Genomic DNA, 25,110 nt, shown 5'->3' with positions numbered 1-25,110 from the left:
CAGGAACACACAACGTGGGGAGGCGCGGCGCGACGTGGCGAACGCGGAGCACAGCGTGCACGGAAGTGCGACGACGGATACGAGGATGGGCGCGGCCAGGGCCGCCCTGTGGCTCGTAGCGGCCGTCCTCGCGGTACGGCAGACAGCGGCAGTGCTCCGGCAGCCGCCCGGTGAGCGCCTCACCGACCTGGAGACCTGGATCGGCGAGAACGGCGTCCTGCATATGAGGGGCTCGCTGTACGACGCCGACAAGTTCACCGGTACGCCGTTCGCCGGACTCGTGCTGAAGCCACTGACCCGGGCTGCCGAGCAGGCGCTCGGCATCGCCTGGACCTTCGGCACACTGCTGCTCGTCGTCGTGCTCGGCCTGGTGGTCGCCCGCGCCCTGCCGGGACCCGTCTCGCGCCGCAGCGGTCTGCTCGCCGCGCCCATCGCCATCAGCCTGCTGATGCTCTCGCTGCCCGTGCGCAACAGCTTCTACCTGGGGCAGACCAGCATCATCCCGGTCCTGCTGGTGCTGCTGGGCTGCTTCGCGGTGCGCGGCGAGAGACCGTCCGGCGTGCTGATCGGCTTCGGCGCCGCCCTCCAGCCGACCGTGCTCCTCTTCGCTCCGCTGCTCTGGTTCACCGGCCGCAGACGCGCCGCCGTCACCTCGGCCGGCACCTTCGCCGCCTCCTCGGCGCTCGCCTGGGCCGCGCTGCCCAGCGACTCCTGGACGTACTGGGTGCACCATGTAGCGGGCGCCGGGCTCGGCGCCCGCCCGGACAGCCTGGCCAACCAGTCACTGCACGGCGCGCTGCTCCGACTCGGCCTGGAGGGTCCGCTCGAGATCGCGCTGTATGTCGCGCTCGCCGCCGCGGTCTGCTTCTTCGGCGTGCGCCGTGCCGTCCGCTACGCCCAGGACGGACAGCTGCTCCTCGCCGTCGCCCTGACCGGCTGTGTGGCCGTCGCCGTCTCGCCCACCGCCTGGCAGCACCAGTTGCTGTGGGTGCTCCTCGCGGTCGTCGGCCGGGTCGGCAAGCGCGCCTCGGACCGCATGCTGTGGCCCGTACTGGTGATCCTCGCGATCACGCTGCCGGGGAACATGCTGCTGCCCAACATGGCGGTGCTGTACCCCGTACGCGACAACGCCCTGCTGGTCGCCGCGCTGGCGGCGGCGGTTGCGGTGCCGTTCCTGCCGCGTACCTCGCCGTACTTCCGGCAGCCGGTGCCGACCGAGTACGCCCTGCCGCTCCCGGCCCGCTGGAGCCGGGTGCCGCTGCTGCCGTTCTGGCGGCGCGTGCTCAGCCGCCCGAACCTGCTGCTCGAACTGCTGGTGATCCGAGTCGGCTACTCCGTCTACTCGCAGATCCGCGCCGCCGCGACCGGCGGCGTGACCGCGGCCGAGGAGCACGGCCGGCAGGTCATCTCCGCCGAACAGGCGCTCGGCATCAACGTCGAGCACTGGATCAACCACGCGGTGGTGAAGGCGGAGTGGGTCGAGGCCTTCTTCAACTTCTACTACGCGTCCTTCCACTTCGTGGTGCCGTTGACGATCCTTGGTGTGCTGTACGTCCGTCGCCCCGCCGACTACCGCTGGGCGCGCTCGTCGCTCGCCTTCGCGACGCTGCTGGCACTGCTCGGGTTCTGGCTGTATCCGCTGGCCCCGCCGCGCCTGATGCCAGGCATGGACTTCATCGACACGGTGCACGGCCCGCAGGACCTCGCCAACCCGGACTACGGGGCGATGACGGCGGTCACCAACCAGTACGCGGCGATGCCGTCGCTGCATTTCGGCTGGTCGCTGTGGTGCGGACTGATTGTCGTGGTCTTGGCGCCGAAGCTGTGGATGAAGCTGCTCGGCCTGCTCCACCCGCTCTTCACGGTCTGCGCGATCGTGGCCACGGCCAACCACTGGGTACTGGACGCGGCGGGCGGCGCGGCGGTGGTGGGCGCGGGCTTCGGCCTGACTTACCTGCTGGCGGGCCGACGGCAGCTGCGGGTGCCGGCGGGGGCGGTGCCGGCGGCGAGAGTGGACACCCAGGTGGAAGCACCGGTCCCGGCCGCGCCGAAGTAGCCGCGCGCCCCAGGGGGTACGGGTCGTCCCCGCACCCCCTGGGGTGGATCGTCGCGTTGAGGCCAGGATCCGCCTGAGGGCACCGTTCCGCCACTTGGGTGCCGAAATGCCATCGTTCACGGTACGAGCCTGGCGACGGTTGACTACTCTCGGCTACGGGCCGGACACAATGCGCCCTGCCGTTGGTGGAGTTGAACGAGGGGATGCCCGCCATGAGCCAAGTCAACGTCCTCGACCCGAGTGCGTCGCCGCTCGACTACTACGGCTACGAGTTGCGCCGCTACCGGGAGGCGGCCGGCCTCACGCAGAAGCAGTTGGGCGCGATCATCAGTTACACGGGGTCGCTGGTCGGCCAGATCGAGACGGCGCGGAAGTTGCCGACGGCGGAGTTCAGCGAGCGGGTGGATGCGGCGCTGGGGACCGGCGGAATGCTCTCGCGGCTGCTGGGCCTGGTGCTGCGGAGCCAACTCCCGCCCTGGTTCCAGCAGGTGGCGGAGCTTGAGGCGCGCGCAACGGAGATCAGTACGTTCCAGACGCACATGGTGCACGGCCTGTTGCAGACGGAGGCGTACGCACGGGCGGTTCTCGGTGCCATGGACCGGAGCGATCTCGACGACCGTACGGCGGTCCGATTGGCGCGGCAGCGCATCCTGGACAAGGAGGAGCCTTCGGTGTTCTGGGGCATCCTTGGAGAAGGGGCGCTCTACCAGCAGATTGGCGGCCCCGAGACTATGCGTGGGCAACTGGCGCGCATGCTGTCCTTCGAGCAGAACCCGCGGGTGAACATCCAGGTGCTGCCGTACGACGCCGGTGCTCATGCGGGACTGCAGGGCTCGTTCACCCTCTATCGCTTCGCAAGCGACCCGGCCATCGTCTATACGGAGGGCTATGGGACGGGGCATCCAACGGCTAACCCGGGTGACTTCAGGGACTGTTCGCTCCGTTACGATCACCTCCAGGCCGCCGCCCTGTCCATCAAGGACTCGGCGGAGCTGATCCGGCGCACGATGGAGGAACGCTATGGGGAGCAGCGCGGAGTGGCGTAAGTCGAGCTACAGCGGCGACCAGGGCGGCGAATGCGTCGAGTGCGCCCCCCTCAACGGCGCCGCGTGGCGTAAGTCCAGCTACAGCGGCGACCAGGGCGGCGACTGCGTCGAAATTGCCGAGGCCCCCCACCTCGTCGCCGTCCGCGACTCCAAGGACACCACCCGCCCCGCGCTCCACCTCTCCCGCCCCGCCTTCGCGACCTTCGTCGCAGCGGCGGCTCGGGACGCTTTCTAGTCATTTCTCCACGGTGATCAAGCCGCGCTCCCTACGATGCTCCTGTTCGTCGGGTTCAGGGGGGTTGGGGAGTTGCGCGGCTTATTGTCCCGAAGAGTTACGGCCACCGAAGACGGCTTCGTCTACGACGGCTTCATTTCCTACAGCCAGGCAGTGAGCGGGGACCTGGCCACCACGCTCCAGCGATGGCTCGAGCGGTTCGCGACGCCCTGGTACCGGCCGAGGCGGCTGCGTGTGTTCCGCGATTACACCAGCCTGTCGGCGAGCCACGACCTCACGGACAGCATCCAGCGTGCCCTGGCCGGGACGCGGTGGTTCATCCTGCTGGCCTCTCCGCGCGCCGCCCAGTCGAAATGGGTGGACCGTGAAGTCGCCTGGTGGCGTACGCACCGGCAGCCGGAGCGCGTTTGCATCGTCCTCACCGACGGTGACCTTGTCTGGGACGACGCGTCCGGCGAATGGGACTGGGACGTGACCGACGCGCTGCCACCCAGCGCCCGGGGGATGTTCGCCGCACAGCCGCTCTGGGTCGATCTGCGAGCCGTGACATCGGCGAAGGAACTCGACCGGTCCAACGTGGATCTGCTGAACAAGGTGGCGCAGATCGCGGCGCCGCTGCGGGGAGTCGACAAAGACGCCATCGTCGGCGAGCACATCACGCTGCACCGCAGGGCGCGGTTACAGCGCCGGGGCGGAGTCGTGGGCCTGGTCCTCCTGCTCGTCACTGCGCTGATCGCGGCGTACATCGCGGTGGGCAACGCGCAAGAGGCGCAGGCCCAGTCGCGCATCGCGCAGGCCCGCGCCCTTGCCTCGGCGGCGGTCGCGAACGTCGACACCAACCTCGACATCGCGCAGCTGCTGGCGGTCGAGGCGTACCGGATGGACCCGAGGGCGGAGGCCCGATCGGCGCTTCTGCAAGCCGTGACGGCGAGCCCCCATCTGGTCCGGTATCTCCCCGCCGGCTCGGAGGTGCAGCGGGTGGCGGGGTCCGACAACCGGCAGTTCCTTAGTCGCGGGAACGAAGAACGGCCGTGTGCTGCGGTGGGACACCAAGGCGTACACCCAGCAGGTGATCGCCCAACTCAAGCGTCCCGTCACCGGGCTGGCGGTCAGCGCGGCCGGCGACACGATCATGGCGACCGACGGCTCGACCGCGGTCCTGTGGACAGGGGCCCCGCGAGGAGCATCTCGGCCTCGCTCGGAGGAAAACCCTCGCTCGTCGGGGTCTCCCCATCCGGACGCTCGGTCGTCGTGCACAGCGATGCCGAGGTTGTCACCTTGTTCGACAGGGGGCTCCGTCAGCTGGCACAGACACAGGCAGATAACGAGTTCGGCGAGTGGGGCGAGTTGGCAGTCCCGTCGGATCGTCAGATCGTCTTCTTCGAGAGCGGGCACGGCACCTGGGAGCGCAGGGCCCTTCCCTCGCTGGATCGCAGCGGCGGTGGAGGGGTCGGTTTCGGTACCGCCAACTACGCCGCCGCCTTCTCGCCCGGCGGACAGTCGTTCACGTACAGCAACGGGGATACTTGGCTGCCGCTGTGGAAGACGCGAGAACCGACGGGGGATCTGTACGGTCATGATTCCGAGGCCGCGAGCCAGGGTCCGAGACCGACTGCGCTGGCCATCTCCCGTGACGGGCGGCGCGTCGCCACAGCCAGCAGTGGATCAATCATCGTCTCGGACGTCACACCTGCCGGAAAGCAACGTGCCACAGCAAGGGAAATCAGCGCGGCAGGCGCAGTCAACCGCAACGCCCTCGCCTTCGTCGGAGACACCAACCATTTGATTTCGGCTTCGGGCTCTCGCGTTGCTTTCTGGGACCTCGCACAACCAAGCCGTATCACCGAAATGACCGCCATCGACTTCGGTCCGCCTTGCAACGCCTGTACCGAGCCCTGGCTGGCGGTGAGCCCGGACAAGAAGACCGTGGCAATGGTCGATGTCAGTGGCCTCTGGATGACGGTCCACTCACCCACCTTCTCGCGCACCTACGAGAATCACGAACTGACACCGTTCTACGGGCCGCCAGTTTTCATTGATGACGGCAGGAAACTCATCGTTCCGACCCCGTTGAATGGGGGTGCCGAGGTACGCGGTATCTCAACCGGCCTGCCGCTGCGGGGGAACTGGCCGGCCGCGGATCCGGTCCCCTCGGTGAAGGCAGCGTCCATGTCGCGAGACGGGAAAAGGGTCGTCGTCGTTACCGTCACGGACGCGGTGATCGTGCGTGACGCGACAACTGGGCGCATCCTCAAGGGAATCCCGGCTCCGGAAGGCTCCGGCGACCCGTTTGATCAGCAGTACGTTTCCACTGCGGCGATCGATGCGACGGCCTCCCATGCGGCGATCGTTACGAAGAAAGGGGTGCGACTCGTCGACATCGAAAAGGCAACGACACAAGAAATCCCCCTCGCGGACACAGTGAAAGTGCGATTCGCGGGCGAGAAGCTTGCAGTCCAGGTAGCGGGCAGCAGTTCCGTCCAACTGTGGAGCATGACCAACCACCGATTCGAGAGATCGATCGGAGACAGCCGCCAACTCGCGGGAGCCTTTGCGATCAGCAGCGATGCCTCGGTGCTCGCGCAGCGGCTTCAGGACGACTCTGTTGCCCTCACGAACATCGTGGACGACGAGGTCATCGGCACACTCGACCTAAATGCGCCGTACCCGGCGGCGGATTCATCGCTCGCCTTCGCCGACGACGGGACGATGCTCTTCGCCGCGGTGGAGGGGGAGGGGAACGTCGGGGAACTACAGCGGTGGTCGCTGACCCCCGACGTCTGGACCGACGCCGCCTGCACCACCTCCGGCCGCGACCTCACCCGCGCCGAGTGGGACAAGTACGTCGGCACCACACCCCCGTCCAACCTCCACTGCCGCAGGTGACCGGTCCCCTCACCGACTCACGCCCGCGCAACAGGGGGAGGCGAGGCGTGGCGTGGGGTGAGCGCCCCGCCTCCCACCGGCCCACAGGTCAACTGGTGCTGACCTGGAGTTCCTTGATGCCGTTGAGCCAAGCCGAGCGCAGTCGGCGCGGGTCGCCCACCAGGCGCAGGTCCGGCAGGGCGTCCGCTATCGCGTCGAAGATCAGGTTGATCTCCATCACCGCGAGTGACTTGCCGAGGCAGAAGTGTGGGCCTCCGCCGCCGAAGCCGAGGTGCGGGTTCGGGTCGCGGGTGATGTTGAACTGCTCGGGCTCCTCGAAGACTTCGGGGTCGCTATTGGCCGATGAGTAGAAGATCCCGACCCGGTCGCCCTTCTTGATCTGCCGGCCGCCCAGCTCCAGGTCCTGCGTGGCCGTGCGTTGGAAGGAGACCACGGGCGTCGCCCAGCGCACGATCTCCTCGGCCGCCGTCTCCGGCCGCTCCCGCTTGTAGAGCTCCCACTGCTCGGGATGCGTGAGAAACGCGTGCATACCGTGGCTGATCGCGTTCCTCGTGGTCTCATTGCCCGCGACTGCCAGCAGGATCACGAAGAAGCCGAACTCGTCGTTGGAGAGGTTGCCTTCGTCCTCCGCGGCGACCAGTTGGGACACGATGTCCTTGGCCGGACACTCCTTGCGGGCCGCGGCCAGATTCATCGAGTACGAGACGATCTCCATCGCCGCCTCGGCGCCGATCTCCTCGGTGATCGCGTACTCGGGGTCGTCGTACGCCGCCATCTTGTTGGACCAGTCGAAGAGCTTGGTGCGGTCCTCCTGCGGTACGCCGATGAGTTCCGCGATCGCCTGGAGCGGCAGTTCCACCGCGATATTGGTGACGAAGTCGAAGCTGCCGTCGTCCTTCGCACCGGCCAGCGCGGTCTCGACGATCGAGCGGGCGCGGTTGCGCAGGGCCACCTCCAGGGAGCGGATCGCCCGCGGGGTGAAGCCGCGCTGGACGATCTGGCGGACGCGGGTGTGCTCAGGCGGGTCCATGTTGAGCATGATCAGCTTCTGGACCTCGATCTGGTCGCGGCTGATCGTCTCGTTGAAGCGGATGACCGCGGTGTTGGTGTTGGAGGAGAAGAGTTCGGGGTGGGTGGAGACATGCTTGACGTCGGCGTGCCGGGTGACGGCCCAGTAGCCCTCGTCCTGGAAGCCGGAGATGCCGGCCGGCTGGGCGCACCACCAGACCGGGGCGGTCTGCCGCATCCGGGCGAACTCCGGGTGGGGGACACGGGCTTGGAGGAGATCGGGATCGGTGAAGTCGAACCCTTCGGGCAGATGGGGGCAGTCCTTCGGCAGCTTCAAGGTCAACTCCAGGTCTGGCGGTGGTGTCGGTGACGCCGGTGGTCACGGGGTGGTGACACGGTTTGTCTGACGACCCATCAGAAGTTGACCGAAAGGTAGTAACGAGTTCTACAAGTGGCAAGGGTCGCGGCGGGATCTGTTGCCGGTCGGGGGCGCCAGGGGTGCAGTAGTGCCGTGCAAGACCCTTGCGTACCGGGGGTAGCACTCATAAGACTGAACGGAGAACTAGAACGCGTACTAGTTCGGCTGCTGCGCGCCGGGACGCTCAGCGGCTGTGCGAGGAGAGGACGAGCTCATGGCCGCGGAACCCGTCATCGTCGAAGCCGTACGCACCCCCATCGGCAAACGCTCAGGCGCGCTTGCCAACCTCCATCCCGCCTATCTGCTGGGCGAGACCTATCGCGAACTTCTCGGCCGCACCGGCATCCACGCCGACTGCGTCGAGCAGGTGGTGGGCGGCACCGTCACCCACGCCGGCGAACAGTCCATGAACCCCGCGCGAAACGCCTGGCTGGCGATGGGGCTTCCGTACGAGACCGCGGCCACGACCGTGGACTGCCAGTGCGGGTCCTCGCAGCAGGCCAGCCATATGGTCGCGAACATGATCTCGGCCGGTGTCATCGACATCGGCATCAGCTGCGGCGTCGAGGCGATGTCACGGGTGCCGCTGGGCAGCGGCTCCAAGCACGGACCGGGCAAGCCGTTCCCCGACGAGTGGAACGTGGATCTGCCCAATCAGTTCGAGGCGGCGGAGCGCATCGCGCGCAACCGCGGGCTGACGCGTGAACGGGTCGACTCCCTGGGGCTGGTGTCGCAGGAGCGGGCCGCCGTGGCGTGGGCCGAGGAGCGCTTCAAACGCGAGACGTTCGCCGTGCAGGTGCCCACCACGGAGGAGGAACAAGCCGCGGGACAGGGCATGTGGCGGCTCGTCGACCGCGATGAGGGGCTGCGGGACACCAGCATGGAGGCGCTGGCAAGGCTGAAGCCGGTCATGCCGACGGCCGTGCACACCGCAGGCAACTCGTCGCAGATATCGGACGGTTCGGCCGCGATCATGTGGGCGTCCAAGCGGATGGCGCGTGCTCTGAAGCTGAGGCCGCGGGCCCGGATCGTCGCGCAGGCGCTGGTCGGCGCGGACCCGCACTACCACCTCGACGGGCCGATCGACGCCACGCGCGCCGTGCTCGGCAAGGCTGGGATGTCGCTCAAGGACATCGACCTGGTGGAGATCAACGAGGCGTTCGCGTCGGTGGTGCTGAGCTGGGCGCAGGTCTTCGAGCAGGACCTGGAGAAGGTCAATGTCAACGGTGGCGCGATCGCGCTCGGGCATCCGGTGGGAGCGACCGGGGCGCGGCTGATCACCACGGCCCTGCATGAACTGGAGCGCAGGGACAAGGAGTTCGCGCTGATCACCATGTGCGCGGGCGGGGCGCTGGCGACCGGGACCATCATCCAGCGGCTGTAGGCGTGTTGCGGAGGTGGTTCCGGAGCGGTCGCGTTCCGGCGGCCAGTTGTCGGACCCCTCCGCTACGTTGCCACCATGACGGAATTCGTACTGGTAGCAGGCGCGTGGCTCGGATCGTGGGCGTGGGACGAGGTGGTCCCGGAGTTGCGTGCGGCCGGGCACGGCACCCACCCTTTGACGCTGTCCGGCCTCGCCGACAAGCAGGGCGTGCCGGCCGGGCAGCAGACCCACGTACAGGACATCGTCAGCGAGGTCGAACGCCTCGATCTGCGCGACGTCGTCCTGGTCGGGCACAGCTACTCGGGCATCCCGGTCGGTCAGGCCGCCGAGCGGATCGGTGACCGGCTGGCCCACGTGGTGTTCGTCGACTCCAACGTTCCGGCCGACGGCGAGTCGTTCGTTTCGGGCTGGCCGTACGGCCGGGCGATGGTGGAGGCATCGATTGCCGACAACGGGGGCTTCTGGGCGCCCCTGACCGCAGCCGACTGCGACGGCCAGGGTCTCACCGGCGAGCAGATCGCACGGTTCGTGGGCGGCTCGACGCCGCACCCGGGCGCCACGCTGACCGAGCCGGCCGTGCTGGCGCGCCCGCTCGGCGAGCTTCCGGCGACGTACATCAAGTGCCTGCTCGACGGCGCCGAGCCGAACGACGACGTGGCGGAGCTGCTGAAGAGTGAGCACTGGCGGCTGGTCGAGATGGAGACCGGCCACTGGCCGATGTTCTCCCAGCCGCGCGAGCTGGCGCGGATTCTGCTCCGGTCAGGCGTGGAATCCTGAGATCCGCTGCACCCGGCCGCATACGGCACGAGGGCCCCGGTGCTCGACCAGGGAAGGGTCGATCACTTCGGGGCCTTCAGCCTTCAGGAACGCCGCGCCCAAGATCGTGGGCCGGCTCCATGCGCTGGAGGAGGCTGCGGGCCGGATCAGTACCAGCCCTGGGCCTGCCAGGAGGACCAGGCGCCGCACGGGCTGCCGTAGCGGGACTTCATGTAGTCCAGGCCCCACTTGATCTGGGTGGCCGGGTTGGTCTTCCAGTCAGCGCCGGCGGACGCCATCTTGCCGCCGGGCAGTGCCTGGACGAGGCCGTACGCACCGCTGGACGCGTTGGTGGCGTTCACGTTCCAGCCGCTCTCGTGCTCCACGATCTTGCTGAAGCACTGGAACTGCGCGTCGTCCGCGATCATCTGCTGGGCGACCGCCTTCGGGGACCCGGTCTGCGCGGCGGGAGCGGCAGCGGCCGTGGCCGGGTTCATGCCGATCGCCATGCCGGCAGTGCCCAGGACAAGGGCGGAGCCGACGAGAGCGTTCTTCGGGCGGATGGCGATGCGGCTGATGAGCGAGCGGAACACAGAGCGACCTAACTCTCGGGAACAGGGCCGTCGCGGGCATGCCGGAATCTCGTACGTACGAGTGGGGATCCGGCCGCCTGGGAGGCACTGCGGCTCCGGTGAGGAGCACGGGGCGCCTTGCGACTGGATCAGTTGTAGCGGCGAGGTCAGCCCGTCGCAACGACCCTTGTTACTAGCCGAGCTCGCACCTGGGGTGAAACGGCCGGGGCTTGACCGGAGAGGTTCCTGCAGGTGGCGGCAGTGATCGACGGGTTGCCATGGCCGCCAAAAAGGTACTATTGCGGCTCGTATCGGACTAAACCCCTGTGGGGCGGCTCACCCGGGAGGGACCCTGTCGGGGGTCTCGAATGTGACCTGCGCCTCGAAGGCGGCACGGCGGGTGGCTCGGCGCAGCGCCTTGAGGACCGTCGAGCCGATGGTGAGGGTCAGTACGACGGTGAGCACCGCCCGTCCGAGGTCCCAGCCGAAGGAGGTTGCCGCGCAGTAGGCGAGGAAGCGGACCAGGTTCTCCTGCACCGGATCGCCGGGGTGGAAGGAGATGCCGGAGGAGAGGCCGCCGATGTATGTCCAGCCCTGAAGATTCATGACCGTGCCATAGGCGAACGCGGCGACGGCCCCGTACAACGCGAGCATCAGCAGCTCGGCGCGGCCACGCAGCCGGTCCGGCCCCGGCAGCAGCCCCGCGCCCATCGTGAACCAGCCCATCGACAGCATCTGGAACGGCATCCACGGGCCGACGCCGCCGGTGAGCAGCGCGGAAGCGAACATGGTGACCGAGCCGAGTACAAAGCCGAAGCCCGGTCCGAGCACGCGGCCGCTCAGCACCATCAGGAAGAACATGGGCTCCAGACCCGCGGTGCCCGCGCCCAGCGGCCGCAGCGCGGCACCGACCGCGGCGAGGACTCCGAGCATCGCCACCGCCTTGGCGTCCATCCCGGTGTCGGCGATCGTCGCGACGACGACGGCCACGAGGAGCGGGAGCAGCGCGGCGAAGAGCCAGGGCGCGTCGGCGGAGTGGGCGAGTCCGGAGTCGGCGTCGGCGAGCAGCGGCCAGCCGAAGGCGATCACCCCGATCGCACTGATCAGGGCGAGGGCGGCGATGGATCGGGGGCCGAGGCGTACGGCACGGGCCTGTGTGGCGTGGTTCACAGGGCGTCCCTGACCTGGGCGACGGTCAGCCATTTCTGCGGGGCCAGGATCTTGGCGACCTGGGGCGCGAAGGCGGGCGAGGAGACCACGACCTCGGCGGTCGGGCCGTCCGCGACGACCTCGCCGTCGGCCAGGATCACCACCCGGTGCGCGAGGTCGGCGGCCAGCTCCACGTCGTGGGTGGCCAGGACGATGGCGTGCCCCTCGGCGGCCAGGCCTTTGAGGACGGTGACGAGCCGGGCCTTCGCGGCGTAGTCCAGACCCCGGGTCGGTTCGTCGAGGAGGAGGAGCGGCGGCCGCCCGGTGAGCACGATGGCCAGCGCCAGGGCGAGGCGCTGCCCCTCGGAGAGATCGCGGGGGTGCGTCGTGTCCGGTACGTCGGGCAGCAGCTCGGTCACCAGGGCGCGGCAGGAGCCGGGTGCGGCGCCCGCGTCGGCGTCGGCCGCCGCGCACTCGGCCGCCACCGTGTCCGCGTACAGCAGATCGCGCGGCTCCTGCGGAACGAGGCCGACCTGGCGGACCAGCTCGCGAGGGTGAGCGCGGTGGGGGGTGCGGCTGCCGACGAGGACGGTGCCGGAGATGGGCTCGACCATGCCGACGAGGGTGGCGAGGAGGGTCGACTTTCCGGCGCCGTTCCGGCCCATGAGGGCGATGGCTTCGCCGGGGGCGACGGTGAGGTCGACGCGGCGGAGGGCCTCTACGCGGTCGCGGCGGACGGTGAGCGCCTGGGCCTCGGCGAGCGGACCGCCCGAGCCGGGGCTCCGCCCCTTCCCGAACCCGGGGCTCGGCCCCAGACCCCGCGCCTCGCCCCAGGCCCCGCGCCTCAATCGCCGGCGGGGCCGCATTGCAGCCCGTCCGGCGATTGAGGACACGCCCGAAGGGCGTACGGGGGTCTGGGGCGGAGCCCCCGTTACGGGAAGGGGCGGGGTGGGGGAAAGACCCTTCAGGCGCTCCCGCAACACACCGGCCCCGCGGCGTGCATCCCGTACCGACAATGGCAGCGGGTCCCACCCCGCCACGCGGCCGAGCGCCACCACCGGAGGGTGTACGGGGGAGACCGCCATGATGGCGGCCGGGTCCCCGATCACCGGGGGCTCCCCGGGCGCGGGCAGCAGGATGACCTGGTCCGCATACTGCACCACCCGCTCCAGGCGGTGCTCGGCCATCAGGACCGTCGTGCCGAGATCGTGGACCAGCCGCTGCAGGACGGCCAGCACCTCTTCCGCCGCCGCCGGGTCCAGCGCGGACGTCGGCTCGTCGAGCACGAGGACCCTGGGGTGCGGGGTCAGCACCGAGCCGATCGCGACGCGCTGCTGCTGTCCGCCGGAGAGCGTGGCGATCGGGCGGTCGCGCAGCTCGGTCAGCCCGAGGAGATCGAGCGTCTCCTCGATGCGGCGGCGCATCACCTCGGGGGCGAGGCCGAGCGACTCCATGCCGTACGCCAGCTCGTCCTCGACCGTGTCGGTGACGAAGTGGGCGAGCGGGTCCTGGCCCACCGTGCCGACGAGATCGGCGAGTTCGCGCGGCTTGTGGGTACGGGTGTCGCGGCCGTCGACGGTGACGCGGCCGCGCAGGGTGCCGCCGGTGAAGTGTGGGACCAGGCCCGAGACCGCACCCAGCAGTGTCGACTTGCCGACACCGGACGGCCCGACCAGCAGCACCAACTCGCCCTCGGGGACGGTCAGGTCGACACCGCTGATCGCGGGCGCGCCGGCATCGCCGTACGTCACCGACACGTCTTCGAAGCGGATCACGGTTTCTCCTGCGAGGCGGGTACGGGCGCGATGAAGGCGGGCAGCAGTCCGATGAGGATGCTCGCGGCGGGCCAGAGGGGCAGCGTCGGCGCGGTCGGCGGTACGACGCCGGGGTGCAGCGCCTCCGGATCGTATGTACCCGCCCGGATCATCAGGGCTGCGACGACCGCGCCGGATCCGGCCACCAGCCAGGACCGCGGGCCCCAGCGGTCGGGTCGGTAGCGGGTGCGTACGGAGCGCCGGCCGCCGAGCCGGAGACCGGCGAGCGCGGCGAGGAGCCCGGCTATGAGGAGGGGCAGTCCGTACGAAGCGCCCTCCGCGGCGAGCAGTCCGTACGAACCGGCACAGACGCCGAGGAGTCCGCCGAGTGTGAGGACGGTGGTGGTGCGGCGGACGGCGGGCGGGACGTGTGCGATACGTCCGTAACCGCGCGCGTCCATGGATGCCGCGACGGCGACCGACCGCTCGAGCGCGCCCTCCAGGACGGGCAGCCCGATCTGCACGATCGCCTTGATGCCGCCGGTGGGGCGGCCGCGCAGCCGGCGGGCGGTGCGCAGCCGGACCACGTCCGCGACCATGTTCGGCGCGAAGGTCATGGCGACCACGACAGCGACGCCGACCTCGTACAGGGCGCCCGGGAGGGACTTGAGCAGGCGGGCGGGGTTGGCGAGCGCGTTGGCCGCGCCGACGCAGATGAGGAGCGTGGCGAGCTTCGCGCCGTCGTACAGCGCGAAGAGCAGCTGCTCGGCGGAGACCCGGCCACCGATGCGTACGCCTCGCGCCCAGTCCGGCAGCGGTACTTCGGGGAGGCTGAAGAGGACGTGCGTCCCCGGGATCGGCGAGCCGAGGACGACGGAGAAGAGCACGCGGATGCCGATGACGAAGAGCCCGAGCTTGGCGAAGGCCCCGTACGAACGGGCCCAGGGCGCGTCGGTGCGCCGGGCGGCGACGACGTATCCGGCGACGCCGACGAGGAGCCCGAGGAGAAGCGGATTGGTGGTCCGCGACGCGGCGGTGGCAAGCCCAAGGGCCCAGATCCACCAGGCCCCGGCATGCAGGGCGTTACTACGACTGGCGGCGGGCGCGAGGAGGTACGACCTGCGGGGCGATGTGTCGTCGCCCCGGTGACCGGCCGACCGGGGCGAATTCCTGCGGTCCCGGTGGTCGGCCGCCTGTCGTTGCGTCCCGCCGCCGTGACTGCCGGACGCCTGCGGCGACGCCCCGTCAGTCCCGCGACCCGCCTCCGGGCCGCGGGTCACAGCGTCTCCGGCTGCACCCCGCCGGCGCGGCTCCTCGTCGTCTCGCACCGTCGATGCCTCGGTTGTCATCCCCGGCGGCGGCGCGACTGCCACACCGCCGCGGTGCCGAGTACCGCTACCGCCCCCAGGCCGGCGATGAGGCCGGCCGAGGGACCGCCCTTGTCGTCACTACCGCTCTTGCTCGGCGCAGACTCGGACGGCTTCGCCTTCGGCTCCGGTTTCGTCGCGACCTGTTCGCCGCAGCCCGATTGCGGGTAGCGCGAGATCGCGCAGAGCAGCGCCTCGCTGTTGTACCGCAGCGGCTTCGCCACCGACGCCAGCGCCTCCGCGCTCGTCGCGTCCTTGCCGACCTGTGCGCACGCCGACCGCGACGCGGGCGGCGTCTCGCCCTCCGGGGCGTCGGCCTGCGTGCCGGAGTCGATGACCAGCGCGATCCGCTTCGTGTCGTCCTTCGGCGGTGTCCGGCCGCAGATCGCCTCGAAGTCCGGAGCCGTGCGCGGCTGCGCCGAGTCCCGGCTGTCCTCGCTCACCGAGAAACGGAAGCCGTTCACCGAGCCGCCCGACGGCCTCGCCGTGGCCGGGCCCTCGGTGGCGTACGTCCACTTCCCGCCGCCGCTCTGCCAGAACGACCAGTAGCGGTAACCCGCCGCCTGCGCCGGACCCGCGCACAGCACCGTGAGCACGGCGCCGAGCGCGAGGACGAGGGTGAGGACTCGGGTACGCATCACCGCTGCTGGTTCTTCTTGCGGCCGCTGAGGAGGATTCCGGCGCCGACGCTGGCGACGAAGAACGCGCCCACGATCCACCACACCCCGATGCCCGAGTCGGAGTCCTTCTTCTTGTCCGCAGCCGACGCCGACTGTCCCGTCGTCGACTCGGGCGCGGGACCCGTCGCGTTGAGCCCCGCCACCAGGTCCGTCCCGCCGAAGCTCTTCGGGTCCGCGCCGGTCGCATGCGCGGCGAGGATCAGCTGTGCGTACGCCGCCGGGCCGGACGCCTTCGCCCAGGCCGCAGAGTTCTGCTGCAGCCACTCCATCGGCTTCTTCGCCTGGTCGCCGAGGCCCTGCGCGCTCAGCGCGACGATCGCGTCCGCCGTGTTCCCGAAGTCCGGCTTCTTAGTCGGGTCCGCGGCGCCCGGCATCGGAGCCGTGTTCAGGTGCCCGGTCCTGGCGAGCGCGGTCGCCAGGTACGCCGCGCCGTTGTGCGCCGCCCCCTCGACCGTCGTCGCCTTCTCGCAGACCGTGCCCTTGGCGTCCTTCGCACCCGCCGTCACGGCCAGGCCCTTGCCGTGCGCGCCGACCACAGCCGCCGCCGTGGAGTCCGCGACCATGCCGGGCGACTTCAGCTGGAAGACGAACGCGCCGCCGTCCTTCCCGCCGCACGGCTTCGCGAACGTCAGCAGCGCGTCGTACGGCGTCTTCCCGCCCTTCGACTTCACCGCCTCCGGCTTCTCGCCCGCCGCCGCGAGCGCGCCGATCACGATGGAGGTGGAGTTGGCGTCGCTGGCCCCGCCCGGGTTGTAGCCCCAGCCGCCGTCCGCGTTCTGCACGGACTTCAGCCAGCCGGCCGTCTTCTTCACGGTGGCGTCCTGCCCTCCGAGCGCGGCGAGCGCCTGCACCGCGGCGGCCGTGGCGTTGGAGTCCAGCGGCAGCTTGGCGTCGCACGCCTTGGCCGCGTCCGCGCGGTACGAGGGGAAGCCACCGCTGTCGCACTGCTGACCGGTCAGCCAGGCCACGGCCTTGGCCGCGGGCTTGACGCCCACCGTGTCCTGCGCGAGCAGCGCCAGCGACTGCCGCCAGACACCGTCGTACGTCGGGTCGCCCGTGCCGTACAGACCGGACGGCAGCACGGTCGACGGCGTCGGAGACGGCGCCGCGATCGCGGCCGGCGCGGCGGCCGAGGCTATGGCCATGCCGAGTACGGCGGAGGCGGCGAGCGATATGGCGCTGCGGCGAACGGGGGTCATGGCGGGCTGGGCCTCTCCTGCGGGAGCCGGGCACAGGCACGCTCAGGTACCAGGGCTCCGGCCCCGTATACCTCGACGGTGCCGGCCACCGGCGGGCTGCCGGTGGCACGAGCCGGTCACGACCAGGTACGGGGCATTCCGACTCACCGCTTGCGACGGCGGTTCACGGCTGCGGGTCAGCGCCGGATTTGCACCGGCTTCCCCCCGTACGGTCATGATGACGACTCGCTCACTCTACCGACCGGCCGGTGGTCGATCGCCGGTGGCCGGTCGCCGGTGGCCACCAGGGGTCAGACCGCCACGTACAGCGTCGGGTCGCTCCCCGCCAGCACCTCCGCGCGCCCCAGCTTCACCAGTCGCCGCAGATGTGCCTCCGCCTCCGAGACCGCGATGTTGCGTGATCCGTACGGGATCTGGTCCCAGGGCCGGTTCCACTCCATCCGCTCGGCGACCTGCCACGCAGTGCGCGGGGCGGCCAGCAGCCCGAGCAGGCCGGTGAGCCGTTCCTCGTGGTGGTCGAGCAACTCCCGTACCCGGGACACGGCATCGGGGAAGGCGTACTGGTGCGCCGGGAGCACCTCGGCGGGTGCGAGGCGGCCGATGCGCTCCAGGGAGTCGAGGTAGTCGCCGAGCGGATCGGTGACGGTGGCTGTGTCGCCGGCGTCCGGATCTTCGTAGAGGCCGATGTGCGGGGTGATCCGGGGCAGCAGATGGTCGCCGGAGAAGAGCCGCCCATTGCCGGGTCTGCCCGCCGGATGGGCCTCATCCAGGTGGAGGCAGACATGGCCGGGCGTGTGGCCGGGGGTCCAGATGGCGCGGAGCCGGCGGCCCGGCAGGTCGAGGAGTTCGCCGGGGACGATCTCCCGGTCGGGCAGGGCCGCGCGCAGGCCCGGCAGCGTACGCATCCGGCCCGAGGCGCGGGCCGCGCGCAGCGGAGCGGTGTGTTCGTCGGGGGCGCCGGCCCTGGAGAGTTTGTCCGCCAGGTAGTCGAGCCAGCGGGCCGGTTCGGCCTCCCTGGTGCGGCGTACCACCGCAGTGTCCGCGTCGTGCATCGCGATCCAGGCGCCGGAGACGTCCCGGACCTGCCCGGACAGGCCGTGGTGGTCGGGGTGGTGGTGGGTGATGACGACGCCGTGGATGTCACCGACCGCGACATCGAGGGAGCCGAGACCCGCGACGAGGGCGTCCCAGGAGGCCGGGTCGTCCCAGCCGGTGTCGATGAGTACGGGCCCGCGGTCGGTGTCGAGCAGGTGGACCAGGGTGTGACCGAGAGGATTGTCCGGAATGGGCACCTCGATGGACCAGACGCCCCCGCCGTGGTCGGTCACCTGGGTCATGGGGCTCTCGTCTCTCCTCGGCGACACAGCCACGGCCCACTATAACTAGAACTGGTTCCAATGGTCGCCCAAGTCGACTGTCATTCCAGCGGAGTTGGCTGACCTGCGGCGCGCCGACGACGAAGGCCCCGACCGGCGAACCGGTCAGGGCCTTTCATCCGCTGGAGCGGCCCGCCATCCCCGCAGAAGCGATACCGGGGCAAGCGGTGGCCGGATTCCTGGCGCCCGCTACTGGGCCGTTCCGAAGTCCTGCGTCCAGTAACTGTTGGGCTGCGCGAGGCCGATGCCGATCTCCTTGAACGCACAGTTGAGGATGTTGGCCTTGTGGCCGGGGCTGGCCATCCAGCCCGCCATGACGCTCTCGGGTGTGGCGTAGCCGTAGGCGACGTTCTCGCCGTAGGTGCTCCAGTTGTAACCGGCACTCGTGATCCGGTCGCCAGGAGACGAGCCGTCGGAGCCCGTGTGGGACATGTTCTTGTGGGAAGCCATGTCCTTGCTGTGGTCCTGGGCGGCCTTCGTCAGCTTCGCGTTCATGGTCAGCGCGGAGCACCCGACCTTGCCGCGCTCGCTGTTGACGAGCTGCAACACCCGGGCCGCATCCCCGGATGCCGGGGCGGCGGTCTTCGGTGCGCTCGGAGTCGCGGTGGCCTTGGGTGCGCTCGGAGTCGCGCTGGTCTTCGGTGCGCTCGGAGTGGCAGCGGGCGTCTGCGACGCTCCCGCCGCCGGCTTCTGGCCCCATGGAGCACCCGTCCACCGCTGCTCGGAGTTCGCACTCTTCCAGTGGTGGCCGTTCCAGTGGTGGCCGTAGGACTTGCTGCCCGCGTTCTCCTGGGGGTTCATGCAGGCCATGGCGGCAGAGGGCACACCTATGGCTCCCACGGCGACGGCCGCGATGGTTATCTTCCGGTAGTACGTCTTCCTACGGTGCTTGCTCATGCGTGACCTCGCTCGTTAATCGCGGGGCGCCCCCGGTGTGGCCGACTCTGCGCAGATCCGGCACCTGAGCTGCGGAGACGCTTTGCGCCGCCATTCTTAGAACTGCTGTCAGGGCAGGGCAACGAGCACCAGTACTACCTTGATTCGTAGGGCTGGAGGACTCTTGAAATGGGCGCACGGGCGTGCTGGTCCGGCTTTCGGGGTCGCGGGAGGTCCTGATGCTTCGTCAGAAACCCTTGCTCGCTCGCTGGACGGGCGAAAGTGACGAGCGGACCGAATGCCGTCAAACCCTGCGCGGGTTATGTCTGCACCAAGACGGACAAATATCGCTATGTCGCCAACGTGCCATCTACTATTCAGCGACCTAAGTGCCGAATGTCCGTGTGGCTGATGTCACTGGGCGATGGAGGAACCAGCCTCCCCGTTGGTCGCTCTGCGTGACTTTGCCGCTTATGAGGGTGAGTGGCGTGCGAGCGCGAATGTAGCCAGGGCGCCGTTTCGAGGCGCTCCTGGCTACATGTCCCCCGTGGTCGCGCTGGTCGGTGAGAACGCTAGGCGCGGAAGCCGTCGAAGGCGATGTTCAGGTGACGGGGTCCACGCAGCACAGCGTTCTGGCGGTAGGGCGGTGGGTCCTCCATCAGACGGGGGTTGTCGAGCCTGCGGGCGAGCTCGGTCAGGGCGAGCTGTGCCTCCATACGGGCGAGGGGCGCGCCGAAGCAGTTGTGGATGCCGCTGCCGAGGCCGAGGTGCTGGTTGTCCCTCCGGTCGGGGTCGAACCGGTCGGGGTCGGGGAACCGCTGCGGGTCCCGGTTGCCGGAGGCAAGGACGAGCCAGAGGGACGCGCCCTTGGGGATGGTGGTGCCGGCGACCTCGATGTCCGCGAGCGTGGTGCGTTGGGGCAGCAGCTGCACGGGGGGCTCGAAGCGCAGGAGCTCTTCCACGAGCGGGACGGCCAGCTGCGGCTCTTCCCGCAGCCGCTTCAGGACGTCCGGGTTGCGCAGCAGGGTGAGCATCCCGTTGGTGATGAGGTTGACCGTGGTCTCGTGGCCGGCGATCAGGAGCAGGGCAGCAGTACTGATCACCTCCATCGGGGTCATCTGCCCGTCAGGGCCGTGGTCGGTGGCCAGCGCGGAGAGCATGTCGTCGCCGGGTGCCTTGCGGCGTTCGTCGATGAGCCCGGCCAGGTACATGCCCAACTCGGTGCGGGCCTGCTGGGCGATGCGACGCCGCTCGGTGGGGTCCTTGGACGGGTCCGGGTCCAGGCTGGCGGCGATGGTGTCGGCCCAGGTGTGGAAGCGCGCCTCGTCGTCGCGGGGGATCCCGAGCAGCCTGCAGATCACCGTCACGGGGAAGGGGTAGGAGAAGTTGTCGACGAGGTCGACCTGCTCCCGGTCTCCGAAGCCGTCGATGAGATCCGAAACGATCTTGGAGAGTTCGCCGCGCATGTTGTGGACGCGCCGAGGGGTCTTCGGCGGTCCGAACGGCCGCATCGTCATACGGCGCAACCGGTCGTGCTCGGGAGGGTCGAGCTTCAGGAAGGTGGGCGGCAGGGTGCCCTCCTCCTCCTGGTCAGGGAGGGCGCCGGCGGCCTCGGGGGACAGATTTCGGGCGTCGGAGCTGATCCGCGGATCGTGAAGCAGGCCCTTGATGTCCCAGTAGTTGCTGACCACGTACGTGCTGCCGTCCTCCTCTCGGAACACCGGGGTCTTGCGGAGCTCGGCGTACAGGGGGTAGGGGTCGGCGCGGTTGGCGTGGTCGAGGATCTGTCCCAGGAGCGTGGCTTGCGTCATGACGGGTCCTTGTGGGCGTTGGAGACGGCTTTGCGGGCCGTGGACGGGCGTTGCCGTGCCCGCGATCAGGCTCGGACCGGGGTGAAGGAGATCCGCCGGTCGGTCGGCGAGTAGCCACTGAGGGTGACGGTCGGCGCATGTGTGGGCAGCGAGGGGTCCGGGAAGTCGGCCGAGACCGGTCGCAGACCTTCAGGACGGCGGTCGACGGTGGGGAAGCTCAGCGGGAACGGCGCGGCCGATTCGATCAGCCGCTGGTAGAAGTCCAGCCACTTCGTCTGGTCGAAGGTGACGGCGGCGATGACCCGGCCCTGGTATCCGTACACGCCGGTGAAGCGTCGCTCGGCGAGTGACCCCTGGGCGATGAGGATCTCCTCGCCCAGGGACGGAACGCCGACCGACTTGATGCTGACGCCGAACTGGGAGGACCAGAAGGCAGGCACCCACAGGTGCGGTCGGCGGTCCGAGCTGGCGCTGATCATGTTGTGCGCCGCGATCTCGGCCTGCGCGACGGCATTGCCCCAGTGCTCCAGGGACAGGAACTGGTAACCGAAGAGCGCATGGGGGGACCGCGCGACGTCACCGGCGACGAAGACGTCGTCGGTCACGATGCCCCGGACGTCGAAGGCGCGGCAGCCCGCGTCGCAGGCGATTCCCCGGGGTCCGGCGCCGAGCCCGGATCCGGCCAGCCACTCGGTGTTGCGTGTCGCGCCGAGCGAGATCACCGCCACGTCCGCGTCGATCGTCGTGCCGTCGGACAGGTGGGCACTGCGCAGCCGCCCTGCCGAGTCGCCCTCCAGCCCTGTGACCATGACGCCGCAGCGCAGGTCCACGCCTGCTTGGCGTTGCAACTCGGCGGCCACCTCACCGACCACGCCGCCGAGCGCGCCCACGAGAGGCGCGGCCGCACGCTCCGCGACGGTGACGGGCAGTCCCTGCTCACGGCAGGCGGAGGCGATTTCCGAGCCGGTGAAGCCGGCGCCGATGATGAGCACCCGGCGAGGTCCGGCCGCCAGCCGGCGGTGCAGCCCCGCCGCGTCCTCGCGCGTGCGCAGCACAAAGACCCCGTCCAGCTCGGCCTCTTCTTCATGCGGCCACGGCCGGGCACGGACGCCGGTGGTGATCAGCAGCCGGTCGTACTCCACCTCGTCGCCGCCGGCCAGGCGTACCCGCTTGGCGGCCATGTCCAGCCCGGTGGCGGCATCACCGAGCCGCCACTGCGCATCGATCGCCCAGCGACGGGGCAGTGCGGTGTGCTCCGCGGACGCCTTGCCGAGCAGGACCTGCTTGGACAGTGGCGGCCGGTCGTACGGCTCGTGGGGCTCGTCGCCGATCAGCGTCAGCGAACCGGTGAAGCCCTCCTCCCGCAGGGTCTCCGCGGCCCGGAGGCCGGCGAGGGAGGCGCCCACGATCACGATCCGCCCCTCGCGCCTCAGCCATTCCAGCTCACCGTCCACTGGACACCCCCTCCCTCACCGGGGCCGGCTCATTGCCCAGGTCGTCCACCAAGATGGCCTGGACCGGGCAAGCCGCGGCGGCGCGCGCCACGTGCTCCCGCTGTGTGTCGTCGGCGTGCGGGTTGTACAACAGCGCCTCGTCGCCGTGCATGGTGAATACGTCGGGTGCGAGGAAGGCGCACTGCGCGTACCCCTGGCACCGGTTGAGATCGACGACAAGCCTCATCAAGGGGCCGCCCTTCCAGTAGTACCCCTGCCCCAGCCTGTGCGTGCTCCTGTGGTTTCGCGAGCACAGGCGGGCCAAAGGAGTTGTCAGCCGATAACGCTCGGGAAATAGCTGGTCATGACGAGGGGGCCGGTGCGGGCCGCGGGCGGAAACTGGACACCAGAATGTAGAGGCTGAGAACCAGAGCCCACAGGGGGAAGACCAGCTCCGACCAGGGGATGCTGCTCGTCACGAGGAGCAGTGTCAGGGCGACGAGATAGCCCAGGATGGAAAGCCAGCGCGGCAGGACTCCCAGCCGACGCCCGATGGACGAGGTCGAGAAGGTGAATACCGCGGCCATGCGCATCGAGTAGGTCGTCAGAAGGCTGTAGGTGAAGTGATGGCCGAAGGACCGGAGTTGCACGGAGTCGGCTCCGGCCGTACCGGCCGTATCCAGCAGACTTCCGGCTGCGGCCGCGGCCCCGAAGAGAGTCGCCACGAATACCAGACCGCTGCCCATGAAGACAGTGGCGAGGAACTGATCCTCCGCCTCTCCGATACGCGCGCGCACAGTGCCCATGAACCACAGGAAGAAGATGCCCGCGAACGGGATGAGGGCGAGCGCCGTCTGTACCGTGTGCCGCTTCGAGGGATCGACGAACCAGGTGCCGCCCCCGCCGCTCGGCTCCTCCGGTATGGCCAGGCGGATCAGAACGATGGCAGCAGCGAGTAGTACGGCGAAAATGATCCCTACCATTCCTGCGGCTCGTGGGGTGCGCAGCGCCTGATCTCTCCTCTCCATGGGTGTCGTCGCTTCCTCTCCCTGTCGACTAGGACCAGCAAGCACCCGCGCACGCGGCCGCGCCACCCGGACCGCCCAAGAGGGTGACGTGCGCGGACCGGCAGCGAGTCGGCGTCGTGCGAATCGTGGTTCCGGATGATGCTTGGTAGCACCTCGCTGCTGTTGGAACGGCCCGGAAGCGCCGCGCGGCCCCATGGCGGACCCGCGCAGGCCGGTCGCCCCCGCCCAACGGGAAACCACTGGTCGGGGGCTATTTCGTTCCTGCCGTGGACTCCTTCAACTAGAACTGGTATCAGTTCTGAAACAGTGTCAGATAGCGCCGGGCCGCAGGAGGCAGCAGCCATGACCGAGCTTGTGGAACACGGAAAGCTGTTCATCGGCGGGGAGTTGACCGATCCGCTCGGCAGCGACGCCATCGAGGTCGTATCGCCGCACACCGAGCAGGTCATCGGGCGGGTCCCGCACGCCTCACCGGCGGACGTCGACCGAGCGGTCGCCACCGCCCGCAAGGCCTTCGACGAGGGGCCCTGGCCGCGTATGACGCTCGACGAGCGGATCGCCGTCATCACCAGGATCAAGGACGCGATCGCGGTACGGCACGAGGAGATCGCCCGCTCCATCAGCGCGCAGAACGGCTCCCCGTACTCCTGGAGCGTGCTCGCGCAGGCGCTCGGCGCGATGATGGTGTGGGACGCGGCGATCACCGTCGCGCGCGGATATCCGCACGAGGAGCAGCGGGCCGGAGTGCTCGGGCCGATCCTCGTACGGCGGGAGCCGGTGGGCGTCGTGGCGGCCGTGATCCCGTGGAACGTCCCGCAGTTCACGGCCGCGGCCAAGCTCGGCCCGGCGCTGCTGGCCGGCTGCACGGTGGTGCTCAAGCCATCGCCCGAGTCGCCCCTGGACTCGTACATCCTCGCTGAGATCGCGCAGGAGGCCGGGCTGCCGCAGGGCGTCCTCTCGATCCTGCCCGCGGACCGCGAAGTGAGCGAGTACCTGGTCGGGCACCCCGGCATCGACAAGGTCTCCTTCACCGGCTCGGTCGCGGCCGGCAAGCGGGTCATGGAGGTCGCCTCGCGCAATCTCACCCGCGTCACCCTCGAACTCGGCGGCAAGTCGGCGGCGGTGATCCTGCCGGACGCGGATCTGGAGTCGGCGGTGGCCGGGATCGTCCCGGCAGCCTGGATGAACAACGGGCAGGCGTGCGTGGCCCAGAGCCGTATCCTCGCGCCGCGCAGCCGCTACGACGAGATAGCGGAGGCGCTCGCCGCAGCGGCGAGCGCCCTGGTGGTCGGTGACCCGCTCGACGCCTCGACGCAGGTCGGTCCGCTGGTGGCCCGGCGCCAGCAGCAGCGCTCGCTCGACTACATCAGGATCGGGCAGGAGGAAGGCGCCAAGGTACTTACGGGCGGCGGGCGTCCGGCCGGTCTTGAGCAGGGCTGGTACGTGGAGCCGACGCTCTTCGGCGGGGTCGACAACTCCATGCGCATCGCCCGCGAGGAGATATTCGGGCCGGTGATCTGTCTGCTGCCGTACGGGGACGAGAGCGAGGCGGCGAAGATCGCGAACGACTCCGACTACGGGCTCAGCGGCAGCGTCTGGACGGCCGACGTCGAGCGTGGCATCGACTTCGCGCGGCGGGTCAGGACCGGGACGTACAACGTCAACACCTTCAGCCTCGACATGCTCGGGCCGTTCGGCGGCTACAAGAACTCGGGCCTGGGGCGGGAGTTCGGGCCGGAGGGCTACAGCGAGTACCTGGAGCACAAGATGATCCATCTGCCGGCCGGGTCCGGAGAGAACTGAGAGGAGAACTGATGGGAGACCGCTGGCACGTAGAGGTCGACCGGAACGTCTGTATCGGCTCGGGCATGTGCCTGAGCCACGCCCCGGACGGCTTCGCGCTCGACGCGGCCCGGCAGTCGCATCCACAGGACGCCGACACCGACGCCAACGAGAAGATCCTCGCGGCAGCCGAGAACTGCCCGGTCGAGGCGATCGCCATCACGCTGCTGGAGAGCGGGGAGCCGGTCTTTCCGCCCGAGGAGTAGCGGAGCAGCAACCGACCTTCGAACAGTG

Annotated in this window: 21 protein-coding genes and 1 riboswitch; of the genes, 8 read left to right on the top strand and 13 right to left on the bottom strand. The window is 69.6% G+C overall.

All coding sequences use genetic code 11. The annotated features are described in order from the left end of the window. Positions 1–85 precede the first annotated feature (85 nt). The 4 genes from AB0D12_RS02085 to AB0D12_RS02070 all read left to right on the top strand — a co-directional run bounded on the left by AB0D12_RS02085 (position 86) and on the right by AB0D12_RS02070 (position 6,223). Complete coding sequence (locus AB0D12_RS02085; RefSeq protein WP_362676097.1) at positions 86–2,056, top strand: bifunctional glycosyltransferase 87/phosphatase PAP2 family protein; 1,971 nt, start codon at positions 86–88, stop codon at positions 2,054–2,056. A gap of 212 nt (positions 2,057–2,268) precedes the next feature. After that, on the top strand, positions 2,269–3,102 hold the full coding sequence (locus AB0D12_RS02080; protein WP_362676095.1) for a helix-turn-helix transcriptional regulator: 834 nt from the start codon (positions 2,269–2,271) through the stop codon (positions 3,100–3,102). Beyond that, complete coding sequence (locus AB0D12_RS02075) at positions 3,077–3,337, top strand: DUF397 domain-containing protein (protein WP_362676094.1); 261 nt, start codon at positions 3,077–3,079, stop codon at positions 3,335–3,337. The genes AB0D12_RS02080 and AB0D12_RS02075 overlap by 26 nt, the downstream gene beginning before the upstream one ends. A gap of 36 nt (positions 3,338–3,373) precedes the next feature. Then, entirely contained in the window at positions 3,374–6,223 is a 2,850-nt protein-coding gene (locus AB0D12_RS02070; RefSeq protein WP_362676092.1) for a hypothetical protein, read from the top strand. A gap of 88 nt (positions 6,224–6,311) precedes the next feature. On the opposite strand, the gene AB0D12_RS02065 is transcribed toward AB0D12_RS02070, so the two are convergent. Further along, entirely contained in the window at positions 6,312–7,568 is a 1,257-nt protein-coding gene (locus AB0D12_RS02065) for a cytochrome P450 (protein ID WP_362676090.1), read from the bottom strand. A gap of 295 nt (positions 7,569–7,863) precedes the next feature. Between AB0D12_RS02065 and AB0D12_RS02060 the strand changes: the two genes are divergently transcribed. Both AB0D12_RS02060 and AB0D12_RS02055 read left to right on the top strand, forming a co-directional pair. Further along, complete coding sequence (locus tag AB0D12_RS02060; RefSeq protein ID WP_327323298.1) at positions 7,864–9,033, top strand: steroid 3-ketoacyl-CoA thiolase; 1,170 nt, start codon at positions 7,864–7,866, stop codon at positions 9,031–9,033. 75 nt (positions 9,034–9,108) lie between these two features. After that, the gene (locus AB0D12_RS02055; RefSeq protein ID WP_362676087.1) at positions 9,109–9,810 is read left to right on the top strand and encodes an alpha/beta hydrolase; all 702 of its coding nucleotides are present in this window, start codon (positions 9,109–9,111) and stop codon (positions 9,808–9,810) included. Positions 9,811–9,956: 146 nt separating this feature from the next. On the opposite strand, the gene AB0D12_RS02050 is transcribed toward AB0D12_RS02055, so the two are convergent. The 12 genes from AB0D12_RS02050 to AB0D12_RS01995 all read right to left on the bottom strand — a co-directional run bounded on the left by AB0D12_RS02050 (position 9,957) and on the right by AB0D12_RS01995 (position 23,034). After that, entirely contained in the window at positions 9,957–10,382 is a 426-nt protein-coding gene (locus AB0D12_RS02050; RefSeq protein ID WP_362676085.1) for a transglycosylase SLT domain-containing protein, read from the bottom strand. 315 nt (positions 10,383–10,697) lie between these two features. Then, the gene (locus tag AB0D12_RS02045) at positions 10,698–11,531 is read right to left on the bottom strand and encodes an ECF transporter S component (RefSeq protein WP_362676083.1); all 834 of its coding nucleotides are present in this window, start codon (positions 11,529–11,531) and stop codon (positions 10,698–10,700) included. After that, complete coding sequence (locus AB0D12_RS02040) at positions 11,528–13,285, bottom strand: ATP-binding cassette domain-containing protein (protein ID WP_362676081.1); 1,758 nt, start codon at positions 13,283–13,285, stop codon at positions 11,528–11,530. The genes AB0D12_RS02045 and AB0D12_RS02040 overlap by 4 nt, the downstream gene beginning before the upstream one ends. After that, a complete protein-coding gene (locus tag AB0D12_RS02035; RefSeq protein ID WP_362676377.1) occupies positions 13,282–14,343 on the bottom strand; it encodes an energy-coupling factor transporter transmembrane protein EcfT in 1,062 nt (353 codons plus the stop codon). The genes AB0D12_RS02040 and AB0D12_RS02035 overlap by 4 nt, the downstream gene beginning before the upstream one ends. 266 nt (positions 14,344–14,609) lie before the next feature. Beyond that, positions 14,610–15,269, bottom strand: coding sequence for an SCO2322 family protein (locus AB0D12_RS02030; RefSeq protein ID WP_362676375.1), 660 nt, complete (start codon positions 15,267–15,269; stop codon positions 14,610–14,612). Further along, the gene (locus AB0D12_RS02025; protein ID WP_362676079.1) at positions 15,269–16,510 is read right to left on the bottom strand and encodes a prenyltransferase/squalene oxidase repeat-containing protein; all 1,242 of its coding nucleotides are present in this window, start codon (positions 16,508–16,510) and stop codon (positions 15,269–15,271) included. The genes AB0D12_RS02030 and AB0D12_RS02025 overlap by 1 nt, the downstream gene beginning before the upstream one ends. A 110-nt stretch (positions 16,511–16,620) precedes the next feature. Next, positions 16,621–16,744: riboswitch (cobalamin riboswitch) on the bottom strand. 56 nt (positions 16,745–16,800) lie between these two features. Beyond that, complete coding sequence (locus AB0D12_RS02020) at positions 16,801–17,847, bottom strand: MBL fold metallo-hydrolase (RefSeq protein ID WP_362676077.1); 1,047 nt, start codon at positions 17,845–17,847, stop codon at positions 16,801–16,803. Between the two features lie 228 nt (positions 17,848–18,075). Next, positions 18,076–18,783, bottom strand: coding sequence for a CAP domain-containing protein (locus AB0D12_RS02015; protein WP_362676075.1), 708 nt, complete (start codon positions 18,781–18,783; stop codon positions 18,076–18,078). A 551-nt stretch (positions 18,784–19,334) separates the two neighbouring features. Then, positions 19,335–20,573 (bottom strand): cytochrome P450, encoded by a 1,239-nt coding sequence (locus AB0D12_RS02010; protein ID WP_362676073.1) that lies wholly within the window; start codon positions 20,571–20,573, stop codon positions 19,335–19,337. 65 nt (positions 20,574–20,638) lie between these two features. Then, complete coding sequence (locus tag AB0D12_RS02005) at positions 20,639–22,027, bottom strand: FAD-dependent oxidoreductase (protein ID WP_362676071.1); 1,389 nt, start codon at positions 22,025–22,027, stop codon at positions 20,639–20,641. After that, positions 22,017–22,253: a ferredoxin gene (locus AB0D12_RS02000; RefSeq protein ID WP_362676069.1), complete on the bottom strand. Its 237-nt coding sequence runs from the start codon at positions 22,251–22,253 to the stop codon at positions 22,017–22,019. The genes AB0D12_RS02005 and AB0D12_RS02000 overlap by 11 nt, the downstream gene beginning before the upstream one ends. 115 nt (positions 22,254–22,368) lie before the next feature. Beyond that, on the bottom strand, positions 22,369–23,034 hold the full coding sequence (locus tag AB0D12_RS01995; RefSeq protein WP_362676067.1) for a hypothetical protein: 666 nt from the start codon (positions 23,032–23,034) through the stop codon (positions 22,369–22,371). Between the two features lie 342 nt (positions 23,035–23,376). On the opposite strand from AB0D12_RS01995, the gene AB0D12_RS01990 reads away from it, so the two are divergent. After that, the gene (locus tag AB0D12_RS01990) at positions 23,377–24,837 is read left to right on the top strand and encodes an aldehyde dehydrogenase (RefSeq protein WP_362676065.1); all 1,461 of its coding nucleotides are present in this window, start codon (positions 23,377–23,379) and stop codon (positions 24,835–24,837) included. 11 nt (positions 24,838–24,848) lie between these two features. Then, positions 24,849–25,082, top strand: a complete 234-nt coding sequence (locus AB0D12_RS01985; RefSeq protein WP_327323284.1) for a ferredoxin — start codon at positions 24,849–24,851, stop codon at positions 25,080–25,082. Positions 25,083–25,110 lie beyond the last annotated feature (28 nt).

It is taken from the genome of Streptomyces sp. NPDC048479 (assembly GCF_040651435.1).
In the GTDB taxonomy this organism is placed as follows: Bacteria; Actinomycetota; Actinomycetes; order Streptomycetales; family Streptomycetaceae; genus Streptomyces.
This window is presented reverse-complemented; position numbering and strand designations above follow the sequence as displayed.